The 13,959-nt window shown below is 62.9% G+C and carries 18 protein-coding genes and 1 tRNA gene; 16 read left to right on the top strand and 3 right to left on the bottom strand.

Features of this window, described 5'->3' with window-relative positions; all coding sequences use genetic code 11:
* The first annotated feature begins 92 nt into the window (after positions 1–92).
* The 15 genes from KF708_22505 to KF708_22435 all read left to right on the top strand — a co-directional run bounded on the left by KF708_22505 (position 93) and on the right by KF708_22435 (position 10,445).
* A complete protein-coding gene (locus KF708_22505) occupies positions 93–314 on the top strand; it encodes a hypothetical protein (GenBank protein MBX3415472.1) in 222 nt (73 codons plus the stop codon).
* A gap of 66 nt (positions 315–380) precedes the next feature.
* Positions 381–656 (top strand): hypothetical protein, encoded by a 276-nt coding sequence (locus KF708_22500; GenBank protein ID MBX3415471.1) that lies wholly within the window; start codon positions 381–383, stop codon positions 654–656.
* On the top strand, positions 653–2,113 hold the full coding sequence (locus KF708_22495) for an AAA family ATPase (GenBank protein MBX3415470.1): 1,461 nt from the start codon (positions 653–655) through the stop codon (positions 2,111–2,113). Before KF708_22500 ends, KF708_22495 begins: the two co-directional genes overlap by 4 nt.
* 160 nt (positions 2,114–2,273) lie before the next feature.
* Positions 2,274–2,777, top strand: a complete 504-nt coding sequence (locus tag KF708_22490) for a hypothetical protein (GenBank protein MBX3415469.1) — start codon at positions 2,274–2,276, stop codon at positions 2,775–2,777.
* 245 nt (positions 2,778–3,022) lie between these two features.
* Entirely contained in the window at positions 3,023–3,250 is a 228-nt protein-coding gene (locus KF708_22485) for a hypothetical protein (protein ID MBX3415468.1), read from the top strand.
* Between the two features lie 43 nt (positions 3,251–3,293).
* Entirely contained in the window at positions 3,294–3,668 is a 375-nt protein-coding gene (locus tag KF708_22480) for a hypothetical protein (GenBank protein MBX3415467.1), read from the top strand.
* A complete protein-coding gene (locus KF708_22475; GenBank protein ID MBX3415466.1) occupies positions 3,665–5,704 on the top strand; it encodes a hypothetical protein in 2,040 nt (679 codons plus the stop codon). The genes KF708_22480 and KF708_22475 overlap by 4 nt, the downstream gene beginning before the upstream one ends.
* A gap of 195 nt (positions 5,705–5,899) precedes the next feature.
* Positions 5,900–6,106, top strand: coding sequence for a cold shock domain-containing protein (locus KF708_22470; GenBank protein ID MBX3415465.1), 207 nt, complete (start codon positions 5,900–5,902; stop codon positions 6,104–6,106).
* 12 nt (positions 6,107–6,118) lie between these two features.
* Positions 6,119–6,847, top strand: coding sequence for a hypothetical protein (locus tag KF708_22465; GenBank protein ID MBX3415464.1), 729 nt, complete (start codon positions 6,119–6,121; stop codon positions 6,845–6,847).
* Positions 6,847–7,455 carry a hypothetical protein gene (locus KF708_22460; GenBank protein ID MBX3415463.1) on the top strand — a complete coding sequence of 203 codons (609 nt, stop codon included), beginning with the start codon at positions 6,847–6,849 and terminating at the stop codon, positions 7,453–7,455. Before KF708_22465 ends, KF708_22460 begins: the two co-directional genes overlap by 1 nt.
* A gap of 131 nt (positions 7,456–7,586) precedes the next feature.
* Positions 7,587–7,820: a hypothetical protein gene (locus KF708_22455; protein ID MBX3415462.1), complete on the top strand. Its 234-nt coding sequence runs from the start codon at positions 7,587–7,589 to the stop codon at positions 7,818–7,820.
* 276 nt (positions 7,821–8,096) lie between these two features.
* Complete coding sequence (locus KF708_22450; protein ID MBX3415461.1) at positions 8,097–8,537, top strand: hypothetical protein; 441 nt, start codon at positions 8,097–8,099, stop codon at positions 8,535–8,537.
* Positions 8,534–8,851: a hypothetical protein gene (locus KF708_22445; protein ID MBX3415460.1), complete on the top strand. Its 318-nt coding sequence runs from the start codon at positions 8,534–8,536 to the stop codon at positions 8,849–8,851. Before KF708_22450 ends, KF708_22445 begins: the two co-directional genes overlap by 4 nt.
* Positions 8,848–9,147 carry a hypothetical protein gene (locus tag KF708_22440; GenBank protein MBX3415459.1) on the top strand — a complete coding sequence of 100 codons (300 nt, stop codon included), beginning with the start codon at positions 8,848–8,850 and terminating at the stop codon, positions 9,145–9,147. The genes KF708_22445 and KF708_22440 overlap by 4 nt, the downstream gene beginning before the upstream one ends.
* A gap of 68 nt (positions 9,148–9,215) precedes the next feature.
* Complete coding sequence (locus KF708_22435; protein ID MBX3415458.1) at positions 9,216–10,445, top strand: site-specific integrase; 1,230 nt, start codon at positions 9,216–9,218, stop codon at positions 10,443–10,445.
* Between the two features lie 3 nt (positions 10,446–10,448).
* Here the strand turns inward: KF708_22435 and KF708_22430 are convergent.
* From KF708_22430 to KF708_22420, 3 genes are all read right to left on the bottom strand, one after another.
* A tRNA-Cys gene (locus tag KF708_22430) sits at positions 10,449–10,520 on the bottom strand.
* Positions 10,521–10,725: 205 nt separating this feature from the next.
* A complete protein-coding gene (locus KF708_22425; GenBank protein MBX3415457.1) occupies positions 10,726–11,931 on the bottom strand; it encodes a hypothetical protein in 1,206 nt (401 codons plus the stop codon).
* Positions 11,932–12,378: 447 nt separating this feature from the next.
* Positions 12,379–13,134, bottom strand: a complete 756-nt coding sequence (locus tag KF708_22420) for a DUF1295 domain-containing protein (protein MBX3415456.1) — start codon at positions 13,132–13,134, stop codon at positions 12,379–12,381.
* A gap of 253 nt (positions 13,135–13,387) precedes the next feature.
* Here KF708_22420 and rfbC point away from each other — a divergent pair, with 253 nt between their 5' ends.
* Entirely contained in the window at positions 13,388–13,942 is a 555-nt protein-coding gene (gene rfbC, locus KF708_22415; protein MBX3415455.1) for a dTDP-4-dehydrorhamnose 3,5-epimerase, read from the top strand.
* The last annotated feature ends 17 nt before the right edge of the window (positions 13,943–13,959 follow it).

The following is a 13,959-nucleotide window of genomic DNA, read 5'->3' as shown; positions in this document are numbered from 1 at the left end:
GCTGTTTTCACGATCACCAGCATCGCTTTCTACTTCGGTTAGCAAGACGAACGGCGAACGAACGCCATTCCGAACTAACCGGAGAAAAGACGATGCCCACCGCCACCGCCCCCCTCAAGACTTCGACCGGAGCACCCGGTGAAATCTCTCCCGAGACGTTGTACACGCTCGAGGAAATCTCTCGCCGCGCCAATCTCGGCCGGCATGCCCTCCGCATGGCTCGGCGCCGCGGACTCTCGGTGAAGTACGCGCACGGACGCGGCTACATCTTGGGCAAGGACTTGATCGCTTACTTGTCCGAGGTCGGCAAGTAGCAGATTCAAAGTGGCGCGCCCCGGGGCTCATTCCAAGGCGCGACGACCACAAGAAAGGATGCACCCGTGAGCGTACATCAGTCCGCGCCCAGCGGCAACGAGCTTTCGCTCGATTCTTGGTTCCGGCTCATCAGTCTCGAGCCGGCCCTCTGCGAATTGGCCCGTCGAGCATCGCGCGGTGGCATGCCGGCCGACTGGCAACGCCTCACCGAACGTCTCGCGAGGTTCGCAGGCCCGTCGGCCAGACGTGAGCGACCCCGCGGTGTGCGTGCTTATGAATCCGCCAGCGACTATCTGCGCGGGGTGTTCGAGCGTGCCAATGCTGGGGGGCGTCGCTCGTGATCGTCTCGAATCTTCCCGCAGCGAACATCCCCGCCGAGGAGGCCACCATCGGAAGTGGTTTCTTCGATCGAGGTATTTGGCTCGCGATCCGCCAGGTTGTCGATGAAGAACACTTCGCCGATCCAACCATCGGGCGATACGTGACGGCGCTCGATACCTTCTACGCCGAGCATGAGCACTTCGATCCGTTGCTCTTTCGGCCGCACCTTGGCGACGACTTCGATCCGTTGCTGTTTGCCAGGCTGATGCAGGCAGTGCCGGGCCCGACTAACGGAGCGCACTATGCGACGCAGGTCAAAGATGCCTGGCGCAAACGTCGTGCCGCGTCCGTCGCCAGCGGCATTGCTATTCAAGCTGCGAACGGCGTCGACACGCAAACCATGTTGCGTGGTGCCCTGCGCGACTTCGGTGCCCTGGCCGAAGACAGTGGCCTGTCGCGCGGCCTGGCACCCGTCAACGTCGTGAATCTCGCGACCGCGCATCCGCATCTGAATCCAATCGTCGTCGATGGGTGGTTGCGACTGGAAGAGGTGGCCAACCTGATCGCGGCCAGCAAGGTCGGCAAGTCGTGGCTCGTTTATGGGCTGCTCCTGTCGATCGTGATGGGCGTGCGGTGGCTGGACGTGTTCTTGTGTGCCCCGTCGCGCGTGCTGTTGCTCGATGCGGAATTGCACCCGAGCGTTCTGGCGCATCGCATCAGGACCGTTGCGGAAGCGATGGGGGTAACGCTCGAAGACATTCGGGACTGGTTCGACATCGTAAGTCTCCGCGGTCGCCAACTCGACATCTTCTCACTCGGCCAAGTTCTCGACGGCATCAAGCACGGCACGTACGGCGTGATCGTGGTCGACGCCCTCTATCGCTTCTATCCGCCGGGCTACAACGAAAACGATAACGCGGCTGCGTGTGCCCTATACAACCAACTCGACGCGTACGCCAAGAGACTCGGCTGCGCCATCATCTGCGTTCACCATTCGTCGAAAGGTCTGCAATCGGGCAAGGCCGTCGTCGACGTGGGCAGTGGCGCCAGCAGCCAGGCCCGGGCGGTTGACAGCCATCTCGTCCTTCGGGCGCACGAGGAACCGAACTGTGCCGTCCTGGAGGGCGCCGTTCGAAGCTTCCCGCCGATCGAGCCGCTCGCCCTGCGATGGTCATTTCCGCTGTGGTCAATCGACCAGTGTCTCGACCCGGCCGAACTGAAGGGCTTGAAGGGCAAGAACGAAGAGCGCCAAGCCTCTAGGGACGCCGATGGCAAGTCCGCCATCTTGGGGCTGCTCAGCACCGGCCCGCGCACCAAGACATGGATCTCGAAGAACGGCGGACCGAGTCCAGGCCGGACCGAACGATTGCTTTCGATGCTGATCGCGGAGGGGCTCGTGACCAGTTTCGAGGGCGAAGCCAGTGGCAACGATTGCACCCTGTACCAAATCAACGAGCGCAAAACCGAGGGGGTGTGAGGGTGCGCGGTTGGGGTGATCGATCACCCTCCCTCTCACCCTGACACCGGGGGGAAAGGGGGGGGGGGTATACGTCCTTATAAGAGGACGTATTACCCTCCCCCCCCCTGTTACCCCCGCAAGAGCGATTTTGAACGACCCACCTGAAAGGAACCCAACCATGACCGCCACCAACACCACCCGATCCTGGACCGGCCGCTATTGCGCTCACCTGACACTGGCCGAGTACGCCGGCCACAAGGACGTGATCGTGAGCCTCTACAACGAGACGCTGTACCGCAACGAGCACGAGACCCGTCGCATCCTGGGCAGCCTGCTCGACGGGCGCACCGACATCAGCATCCGTCGAGACGATGAGTACATCCCATCGACCGTGGCCGACACATTCAGCGCCAGCGAGTTAGACGAGATCGTCGAGTTCTTCGCCCTGCTCGACGACGAGAACATCTCGATCAGTATTCGCCCTGCCGAAGTGCCCCGCGCAACCTGGATCGGGGCAGCCAACCGAACGTGTGGGCCGCACGGAACGTGGTTCAAGTTCGCGGACTTCCCGCAGTACCCCGAGCGCATGAGCTTCCGCCTCGCGGGTGTGACCGACCCTGAAGACTTCGAACGCATCGAGCAACCCAAGGCGTGCGCATCGTGCGGCTGCTCAGCAGCATGACCACCACGCCGCAGGCACAGCCCCACCATAGCGCCAGGAAATGACGACCTGCCTGATGATGTATCAGGTCAATACATCACCCCGCAGGTCATGTATCAGGCCGCAACACCCCCCCCATGAGGGTGGTGATGCAGGACGATACACCCCCCCCGAGGGTGGGTCCTGGGTTTTTATTGAAATGCTCTCTAGTTCGCTGGAACAGACAGCAGGGGCTACTTAACGTACTTGTGACACTAAGGTCAGACATGGACGGCACCAAGACCACCCCCAAGCGATCCTGGCGGCGCTGCGACGACTTCATCGTGTGCGTGATGCCCGCGTGCAGAGAGTGCGGCTCGATCGAAGTCAGCGGCTTCAAGGGCAAGAAGCCGCAAGGTGACGGCACGTTCTGCCAGTACACGACCTGCGCTTCGTGTCAGCACCGATTCAAGATCGTCTGGGTGCCGCCATCGCTCGCCCATTTGGAAAGTTGAAAAACGCAGTTCTTAAAATTCACTCAACGAAAGGAAAACCGTCATGCCCAACACCGAACAAAACATCGCCGATCGCTTCCGCGACGAACTGCTCGAGCAGAATGCCGAGGAAGCCGCGCAGACCGTGACCGAAAAGGCGCTCCGCGGCGTGGCCGAGAACATCGCGCTTGCCTCGCGCGTTCATTCCAAGATGGCCAGCGCGTTCAAGGGCGGCTTCTCGCTCCACGAAGTCAACGCGCAGTTCTACTCCCTGGGTGCCATCTGCCGCGAAATGCAGTACGCCCCTCAAACGATCCGCGCGGTGGCGAAAGCGATCGGCGCCATGCCGGAGTTCGTCATCGACGGCTCGCCGTTTTGGAGCGCGACCGCCTATGCCGACATCATCGACGCCATTCGCAAGGAAGCGGCCAAGCAATGAGCACCGCGATCGACACTATCACCTGCCAAGCGACCGTCGAACTGCTGGCCGCTGACTCGGCCGACAGGCCGGCGACGGTTCGCGTCCTCGCGTACAGCGGTGGCATGATGCGCCCGAGCGGCATCCGTGGGGACGTGGTGGTCGACCTGGCCGGGCTCGAGATCCCCGAGCGGCACCCGTTGCTGCTGGACCACGCGCATAGCGTCAACGCCATCGCGGGCAGCGGCGTGCCGAAGATCGAGGGCCAGCAACTCATCGTCGAAGGCGAGATTGCCCGCGACACCGATGCCGGCAAGCGCGTCATCGCGCTGAGCAAGGCAAAGGTGCCCCTCGCAGCGAGCGTGGGGCTGCACGTAATTCGCATGGAGGAGGTTTACGCGGGCGAGAAAGTGACCGTCAACGGTCGCAAATTCACTGCCGGCAAAAGCGCGCTCACGATCGTCCGCGCCAGTCAGCTCTACGAGGTTTCATTCGTCGCAGTCGGGGCGGACCCCAAGGCGGGCGTCTCGTCTCTCGCGGCTCAGAGAAGGAATAAGCACATGTCTACCGAAACGGTACACGATGACGACACGATCGACCTGGGCCACGAAGAGCGCGAGCTTGAGCGTCAGGACCAGATCAAGGCGCTCTTCGCGCAGCACGCGGACGTCAAATGGGTCGACCCGGCCGAAGACGGCAAAGCGGTAAAGGCCAGCACCTTCATGAAGCACGCCATCAAAACAGGGATGGACCCGCTCAAGGTGCGAGTGCAGTTGCTCCGCGCCGGACTCTCCAACGGCGTCGACATGGAACGCCGGCCCGCGATTCAGGTGACGCTCGGCCCCGAGGCGAACCCCGACCTGCACGCGCAGGCGCTGTCGTGCGCTGTCGCTCGGCAGCTCGGGATGGCCGCGAGCGCGCCACTGCTCGGCAAGAACTACGGATTCGAGCACGTCTATTCCGAGCCGGTGCTCGAGCTATCAGACACCAAGCGGGTGCGCGAAATGTGCAGCCTGCACGCGCTGATGGACGGCGTGATTCGCACCGAGAACGGCAGTGGTTTTCATGGCTCGCGCACGTCGCCCGAGTTTGTCGATACCTACGTGCGAGCCGCCAAAAGCCTGGAAGCCAGCGGCGGAGCGTACTCGACGTTAACAGTCAGTCACGTGTTGGAAGATGCCGGCGGCAAGATGATGCTGCAACGCCTGGCGTTGGCAGAACCAGTGTGGCCGCGCATCACCAAGCAGGTTTCGGCCGACAATTTCCACCCGCGCAAACTGTACCGCGCGGATGCAGATCTCGGCTTGCTGCCGCTGAATCCACAGGGCGAGATCCAGCACGGGCGATTGACCGACTCGAAACGCACGGTCGCGCCGGACACCGTGGCCCGCATGATCTCGCTTGATCGCCGGCACATCAGAAACGATGACCTAGGTGCGTTCGCGGAAATCATGAACGGCCTGGCCGACGGCGCGAACTGGGCCGCCGAGTCGCTCGTGTTCACGGTGCTGCTGGGCAATCTGGACAACTTTTTCCACAGCAGCAACGGCAATGCGATTGACGCGCCGTTGGGCTTGAGTGGATTGGAGACTGCCGAAACGGCTTTCGGCTCGCACGTCGGCGTCGGCGGAAAGCCAGTTGCCGGCAGCGCGGCGATTTTGCTCGTCGGCAATGCGCTGTCCGTAACGGGTCGACAACTGCTCGCGCCCCTGTTGCTCAACGTCGACAACAATTCGAGCGCGATCACGCAAGCAAACCCGCACGCATCGCGCTATCAGCTCATCAAATCGCCCTACATGGACGTGACGACCGTGCGCACGCCATCGGGCGCGATGATTCCCAACCAGTCGCCGACCAAGTGGCTGCTGCTGTCGTCGCCGAATATCGGTTCGGTCGTGACGGTCGCACTGCTCGACGGCGCGATGGCTCCGACGATTCAATCGAGCGAAACTTCGTTCGACACGCTGGGGTTGGCGTGGCGCGCGTACTGGGACATCGGCGCGGCCCAAGGCGACGTTGAGTACGGCGTCATGTCGACCGGCGACGCCAGCGGTTAGTAGACATGCCTCGCGCGCCGGTTCTTGGAGTCCCGGCGCGCGCAGCCGGCGTGGCGGGTGGCGATTAGCTCCGTTCCATTCGCCGCGCCGGCTCTTTTAGACCGTGAAATGCGCGACGTAGCGCATGGCCCCCGGCGCCGCTATGGACTGTGGCGGCGCCGGTTTTTTACACCAAGCAGGTATAGGACTCTTTCCGTGCGCGGCACCATCAAACGAATCGACGAACATCGCGGCTACGGCTTCATTCGCCCCGAGGGAGGCGAGCGGCCAGACGACGTGTTCTTTCACGCCACGCAGGCGCCAGACTTCACCACACTGGCCGTGAATATGTCGGTCGAATTTGAAACCGAGAACACGGACCGCGGCGTTCGCGCGAAGAACGTGCGTCTGCTCGAAGCGTAAGGAATCGCTCGCATGGCCAGGCCGAAACGCCCCGTCTTCAAAGTCTCGACCGCCAAAACGCTCGTCAAGGTGGCTAAGGAGTATCGCAGCAGGGCGCATGGCGGCTACCGCGCCGAGATCCCCGCGATGGACTGGTTCAACGAAGAACCGCAGCCCTTTCAAATCACTTCGACCGGCGAAGGCAGCGGCAGCGGCGCAACGCTCGAAGGCCGCCTGATGAAAAAGGTCGATGGCTCGTGGGAACCGACCGGCGATCCCAAGCCACTGGTCGACCTGTACCAAGCATCCCGCCAAGTGGGCGACGTCGTGTTCTGCATCCTCCAGCAGGGCGACCAGCTCGTTATCGACACGCCGAGCACCGCCCCTCGCTGGTTCAAGGGCCAACTCGCCGACTCGCTTGGCGTGGGCAGCTCGAGCGGCGGCGGTGAGTCCGCCAGTGTAAGCGGCGTGGTGGCGCTCGACGGTGGCCCAGTGCCTGAAATCACGTCGGTCATCAACTACCTGTCGCTCGCCGGCCCCAGCGGTGCGAACGTGCTGATCGTCGAGGATCGCTCCGGCGATGAGCCGGCTTATCTGCTCGCGAACGTCGGCCATGTTGCCATCGAGGTCGTGGTCGACGTCGACACCGACGACCCGGACGATCCGACGGCGCTCCGCAAGCACACCCGCACGGTGGTCACGATGGCGGGCGACGACGACACGGCGAATACCGACATCATCGAACTGGACGAGTGCTCGTAATGGTCGCCATCCCGCGCAATCGATTGCTCGACTTGTGCCGAGACCCGTGGCGATATTGGTCGCGGGCCGAAATCGCGGCGATGGTGGCCACGCTCAAACGCAAGAAGGGCACAAACAAGCTGCTGCGCATTGGCGATAAGCTGGCAGCGCACGACGACTGCTGCTGCGACGATTTGATTAGCGCGACGTGTACGCCCTGTAATGAAACCATGCTGCCGAGGTTCTATCTCATTGAGCTATCGGGCATCACGAACGGGGCGTGCGGTAGCTGCGCCGGTCTGAATGGCAGCTATGTCGTTGAGCATCGCACTTCTTGCACGTGGAGCGTGGATTTTTCGCCGGTCTGTACAGGACATTGCGTGCGCAGTTTTGACCGTATCAATCTGTCATTTGGTGTGCTGGGCGTAACCGTTTCTATCGGTGGCTCTGTGGGAAGCCCGCCCACCGTGGGCGTTCCTTCCATCACCTGGATTCTTTCGGGTACTAGCCCCAAGAAAAACTGCGCGAGTTTTTCCGCACTGAGCATTCCCTTTAGCAGTAATCAGGGATGCCCAACGACCGCGATTTGCAACGGCTCTGCGGCTACGTGTTTGGTGACGGCGCTATGAAAGCTTGCACGCATCGGCAACATCGTCGAGCCCTGTCAACTGAGTTCCAGTGCTCGCACCCCAGCGTGCGCGCGCCAGGCGACTACGTGTGGCCGGCCGTGTGCAACGGGTGCCCGTTCGCAGACGGCGGCGTGCGCACCGTCGAGCCGAATCGTCTGAATGGCGAATGGCGAGGCATCGGCGACGTGGTGGCCGATGTGCTGTCGCTAATGGGCTTCAAGAAGAAATGTGTGCCGTGCCAGAGGCGGCAGTCGAAGTGGAACCGCTGGTTGCCGTTTGGATGGTTTCGGCGGAAAACGGTTCGCCAGGATGCCCCAGGAATTGCGCCGAGCGTGGTCGATGGGTCAACGGTCGCCGAGGCGTAGCGTGCGTTAGGAGGCGTGTGCGGGGCTCAGCCGCAGGAACTGTCAACTATCAGCCGCTTTGAGGGTTTGTTGACGATCGGGAGCGTGGTTGGCAGAATGTGGACTCTCAAAAGTCTAGGTTCTCGAAAATGTCTAGAAGAATAGAGTCCGTCCCTCCGTTGGTGTGCGCAAGCCGTAAGGCCCGCAAGGTAGCTAGACTGCCTGAGAGCGCCAGCGGGGGGACGGGCTCTTTTATTGCGCGCGCTCATTCTGAGCCGCGCTGGAAAGGTGGACCCTATGGCCACCGTCGTTCCCCCTCCCGCCGTCCGTGACGTTCCCGAGAACGAAACACCGCAAAGCCCTGCTGCCGCTACGCCAGCAGCACCACCACCGAAGCCGGACTGGTCCCAGCAGGAAGAAATCGCCGAGTATCTCGACTGGCTGACTCGCGGCCAACTGGACGTGGTATTCGCCCCTGCCGACTACTTTAACCAAGACCGCTTTCATCCGCAGTGCCCTTCGAGGGGGCACCTCTACGACGTGTCGCTCAATTGCGGTTGCTCAGAGGATTGGTTTTCCTATTGGCTCGACGATCGCGAAGAAAAGCCGCTCGAGGAGCAGCTCATCGAGGTCGTGCGATGCATGGCCAAGCGGTTCAAAAAGATAATCAACACGATCGAGCAACGCCGCGCGCACATCAAGGCCGGTGAGCTTGCCGGAAAGGCAGGTGCCGCATGAGTTTGGCGACATCACCCCAGAAAACGTCACCACCGATCGTCACGGCAAAGCAACTGGCCTACTGGCAGCGGCATGAGTGGATCAACGGCAACAAGGCTGGCGACCCGTTCTGCCTGCACTCGACGCTCGAGGTTATCGCCGTGGCGGGCGGCCGGAGCGCCTATATCTGCGTTGGTCGACCTGCACAGGTTGCCGACCTGGCGTCGTGCGCCCTGGCACGCATCAACAAGCTGGGGCAAGCGGTCGTCGACCAGCATCGCATGCGCGACGGGGCTTGCATCGTGTTCATCGTCGAGGAAGGAGGTGCCCTTTGACCGCAAAGGATCCCAACCGAACCGACGTAAGGCCGGTCGACATCTCCGCCGACCGACTCTGCCGACTGTTGAAGGCGACCAGTGACGGGAAGTTCGAGCCGACCGGCTTCGTACTCGAGCTGCCACGGGGCTTCGTGGCGGCGCTGGCTGACAATCGCACCAGCAAGCCGATGCGAGAGAAGCCCCCCCTCCCCTCGCCCGCCATCGAGGTGCGAGAGAAAGACCCGGCAAATTTGCCGGATGTTTCTGATGTCGACGCCGAGGCGCTGGCCAAGTTGCGTTCGTGGAAACGATAGGACCGTTCACCCCGCCGGTCGACGTGGCCGGCGGGGGCTTTTTCTCTACTTGAAAGGTAGGTGAACCGATGGAATCGATTCGCGTGTCGGTCGTCGCGTTCGGCGACCGAAAACATTGGCAGATGCAGTATCGCGACCCGGTGACGGGCAAGAAAAAGACGCGCTCAACAGGCGTGGAGAATACCGGCCTGAAGCGCGACCGCGACGCGGCCATCAGCGCCGCCGGCAAATGGGAAGCCGAGCTGCGCGAGGGGCGGTACCAAGCCCCGAGCAAGGTTACCTGGGCGCAATTCCGCGAGCGGTACACCAGCGAGTCGCTGGCCGCGCTGTCGGACAACGGCGCCATTCGGGCGGAGACCGTGCTTGATCTCGTCGAGCATCACACGCCCGTCGACCTGCTGGCGAAGGTGACGACCGAGCGCGTGGCCGAGTTCACCAAGGCACTACGGACGGAGCGACAAGTCGCCGAGTCGACGATCAAGAGCTACCTGGGGCAACTCCGGGCGGCACTCCGCTGGGCACACCGCCAGGGGATCCTCGTGAAGGTGCCGACGTTCGAACTGCCGAAGCGTGCCAAGGGAGCCAAGGCGATGAAGGGGCGGCCGCTGTCGGGCGAAGAGTTCGACCGCCTGCTGATGGCCACCAGGAAGGTCGTAGGCAAGGCGCCGACCCAGTCGTGGCGTTTCTACCTGCGTGGGCTCTGGTGGAGCGGCCTGAGGCTCGCAGAGAGCCTGGAGCTGTATTGGGACCGTCGCGACAAGCTGTGCGTCGATCTCGACGGCAAGCGGCCCATGATTCGCATTCCGGCCGAACTGGAGAAGGGCAACAAGGACCGTCTGCTACCGATGGCCCCTGAGTTCGCGGCGCTGCTAGCAGAGGTTCCCGAGGCCGAGCGGACGGGCCCGGTGTTCCAGCCGGTCATGCCGCGGTGCCGCACACGGCGATCGGACGCGGTTCGCGCCGGCAAGGTGATCACCACCATCGGACGCAAGGCCGGCATCAAGGTGGAAGAGCGGCCGGGCAAGCAACCGAAGTGCGCCACTGCGCATGACCTGCGGCGTTCGTTCGGCAGCCGTTGGGCAACTCGGGTCATGCCCGCCGTGCTACAGCAGATGATGCGTCACGAGTCGATCTCGACCACGATGCGTTACTACGTTGGGCTCGAGGCCGACGAGACCGCCGAAGCGGTGTGGCAGTCGTTTTCAACCGCCAACGGTAACACTTCGGGTAACAAACGCCCCCTAAAGGGGTCTGGCGAGAGGCCAGAAAAATCGTCGCAAGTCTCTACTGCGCAATAAAAAAGGCGCTGGACGGATTCGAACCGTCGGTGGTGGATTTGCAATCCACTGCCTTAGCCACTTGGCTACAGCGCCCTGATGAGACGGGGGTGCAGGGAAAGCGCTAGCCCGCAAAGGCTACCTATCCCCCCGACTCCACTTCGATCGTCCAACGATACCACGATTCCACGATCAGACAAGGGTTGCTACGCCCGGAGGCCGGGCGAAACATCGACCGTACCGCCGCGCTTCCAAAGCAGCGAGCGAGAAGCTCCCCGCATCGCCGCCCGGGTCGTGCGGTTTACAGCTTCGAGTCGTTGTAGATGCGCACCAGCAGTCCACCCTTCTGCTCGGCCGTGTGCGAGCCGAACGTCGTGATGAACAGCGTGCCATCGGGAGCGAAGGCCAACGCGCTCGGGCGATCGAGCGACATGAGGAGCGTCGGCTTGCAGATCGTTTCCGGGCCGTCCTTCACCAGGTCGAGGCGATACAGACCACCTTCTTCCGGGGCCATCCACGAGAAGTCGACCGCATAGATGCGACCCGACTGGGGGCTGATCGCCACGCCGGTCACGTCGTGCAATTGCGTGGCGACATTCATCAGCAGGCCCCCCGCCTTGGGATCGTATACGGTGAGCAGGCTGTCGTTCGGGGTGTGCAAGTCTCCCATCTGGCTGACGACCAACTGCCCCTGACGTCCCAGGGCGATCGCCGCCGGACGAGCCGCGCCAGTCACTTGACGCGAGTTGATGAACGGCACCAGTTCGCCCACTTCGCCATCCTGGATCGGGGCTTTGGCGATGAGGCCGTTCGACGAGTCGCCGTTGCAGGTGACGAACAGATCGGTGGCGGTCGCCAAGGCGCCAAAGAAGTTGCCTTCGCCCGTGGCACTCCCGGCGCTGGCGCGGAGCGGGCCAAGCTGCTGCAGCACGTCCCCCGCGTCGATCGAGCCGGCGTGCGGCACGCGGAACACGCGCACCACGTCCTGCCCCTCGGGCAGGCCCCCTTCGCCCACGACGAGCGTGTACTTGTTCAGAAACGCCAGTCCCATGGGACCGATTTCGTAGGTCGGGTTCTTGCCGTAGGTGTCGGTCGGGAAGCCGGTAATCACGGGCAGCAGTTCATAGGCGCCCGGCACGTCCTTCAGCTTCACGATCTGGCCGGCGCCGCTATCGGCGATGAAGACCTCGTCGCTCTTGGGCTGCACGGCCACGCCGCAGGGGTTCTTCAGCCCGCCGATAACCACCTGCGAAAAGATGGTGGTCAGCACTTCCTGCTTGGTGACTTCACCGGCCTGACCCCCCTGCGTGGCCTGCGGCTGCGCGGGGCGATTCGCCACGCGCTGCGTCGGCTGCTGCGGGGGTCGCTGGGCCTGGGGAGTACCGCTGGGACGGCGATACTGAGGCTGTTGTTGTTGCGTGCTGGGACGTCGCTGCTGGGCAAGTCCTGTATCGACTAGGGCGGCGACCACGGAAAGGGCAATGGCAAAGCGAACGGCAAAGCGCATAACTCGAGTCTCCTCCCTGAGACCGTCCCCCTGGGGGCGGAAACGACCGACTTGGCGCTGCTGGCGAGCGCTGATCGTCGCAACCGTGTGCCCTGCGAGACGCTTTGTAAAGCGATGAACTTCCCTGTCTTGACGAGCGCGGCCGTCGACGCTGGCGCGGACTGATCGCGGCGCACGAATACGTGGGTTGGCTGGCCAGGTTCCGCGCCCGCCGTTGGACCTGGCTGTGGAGCGTGCGGCATCGCCTTGAGCGTCAGGCGAGCAGGCAACACCCCCAGCGAGGGAACCGAGCCGGCGCGAGATCCTGTTTACCATCTTCGGCCGTCGCCGCGCGAAGGCTCAACCTAATCGCTTCTATTTGCGCATGCGTGACGACCAGCAGCATGGGTCGAATCGCGATGCCGCGCCGCTAGCATGCCGCGCGGCGCACGCGTTGCTAGCGCCGCCTCAGCGCGTGCGTGGCCAAGGGAAGAAGGCATTGGTCGTCCGCACGTAGTCGGCGTACTCGGGGCGGCGATCGCCGATCGTGCGCTCGAGCAGCGCCACCCCCGAGACCTTCAGCAACAGATAGGTCATCAGCACCGGGCTGAGAATCGTCCACCAGGCGCCCGAGGCCACGGCCAGCAGATAGATGCCCCAACCCACGCAACAGTCGCCGAAGTAGTTGGGATGCCGCGTGTAAGCCCAGAGGCCCGACTTCAACACGCGGTGCTCGTTGGCGGGATCGGCCTTGAAACGAGCGAGTTGATAATCACCGACCGCCTCGAAGAAGAACCCCAATCCCCACAGGGCGATTCCGATGCCGTCGAGAAATGTCGGTCCGGTCTCGCCCCGCACGGTCTGGCCCATCTGAATCGGTAGCGCCACGAACCACAGGATGGCGCCCTGCAATCCAAAAACCGTGAACAAGCTAACAAACGTAAAGTGCTCTCTAAAGCGCGCGCGCAGGGCGCGGTAGCGATCATCTTCGCCCTGCCCCCAGTTGCGCCACAACAGATAGATCGTAAGACGCATTCCCCAGATCGTGGTGAGTATCGCAATGATCAGCGAGCGTGGATTCTCAATGCCCACGAGTTGGTTCGTGATCCAGGCGATGACGACAAATCCCGTACCCCAGAAGAGATCGACAATGCTCGTGTTGCCGAGCACGATGCTCAGCAGCCACAGGACAAACATCAGTCCGCCGATTGCGAACAGATTCACCCCCATGACTTCCAGTGGACTATCCATCGTCGCAAGGCAGGCCGAGTTCGTGGTGGTTGGGGGGCAGACAGGCGGATCGGGTCGCTCATGCCCGGTCGGAGCACGAGTATAACACGCGGCGAAAGACCGTGTCGCAGGGGCGCTCGGCCAGGCAACTCGCCCCGTTTAGGCTTGACCGACCTCGCCCGGCTATGGTTTGATTGCCCGCGGCGGCAGCCCCGTCTTTGCTCCTCATCAGCCAGACCGAGCCAGCATGCAGATCGAGTCGACGGCCATCCCCGACGTCAAAATTCTGACCCCCAAGAAGCATGGCGACTCGCGAGGTTTCTTCTCCGAGACCTACAACCGCCGCACGATGACCCAGTTGGGTATCGACGTCGAGTTCGTCCAAGACAATCACTCCCTGTCGGCCGAGCGGCACGTGCTGCGCGGCCTGCACTTTCAGATTCCGCCCCGCGCCCAGGCCAAGTTGGTGCGCGTCGTGCAGGGCGCGATCCTCGACGTGGCGGTCGACATTCGCCGCGGCTCGCCCACCTATGGCCAGCACATCTCGGTCCTCCTCAGTGCCGAGAACTGGCGGCAACTCTACGTGCCGGTCGGCTTCGCCCACGGCTTCGCGACCCTCGAGCCGAACACCGAGGTGCTGTACAAGGTGACCGACTACTACGCGCCGGAGTGCGACCGCGGCATCCTCTGGAACGACCCGGCGCTGGGCATCGACTGGGGCGAGGCAGCCCAGCACGCCATCCTCTCCGACAAGGATAAGAAGCATCCCACGCTGGCCGACGCGGGGGAGTTGTTCTCGTAACGTGCTGTGCTGAAGCG

It is taken from the genome of Pirellulales bacterium (genome assembly GCA_019636335.1).
Classification (GTDB): Bacteria; Planctomycetota; Planctomycetia; order Pirellulales; family JAEUIK01; genus JAHBXR01.
This window is presented reverse-complemented; position numbering and strand designations above follow the sequence as displayed.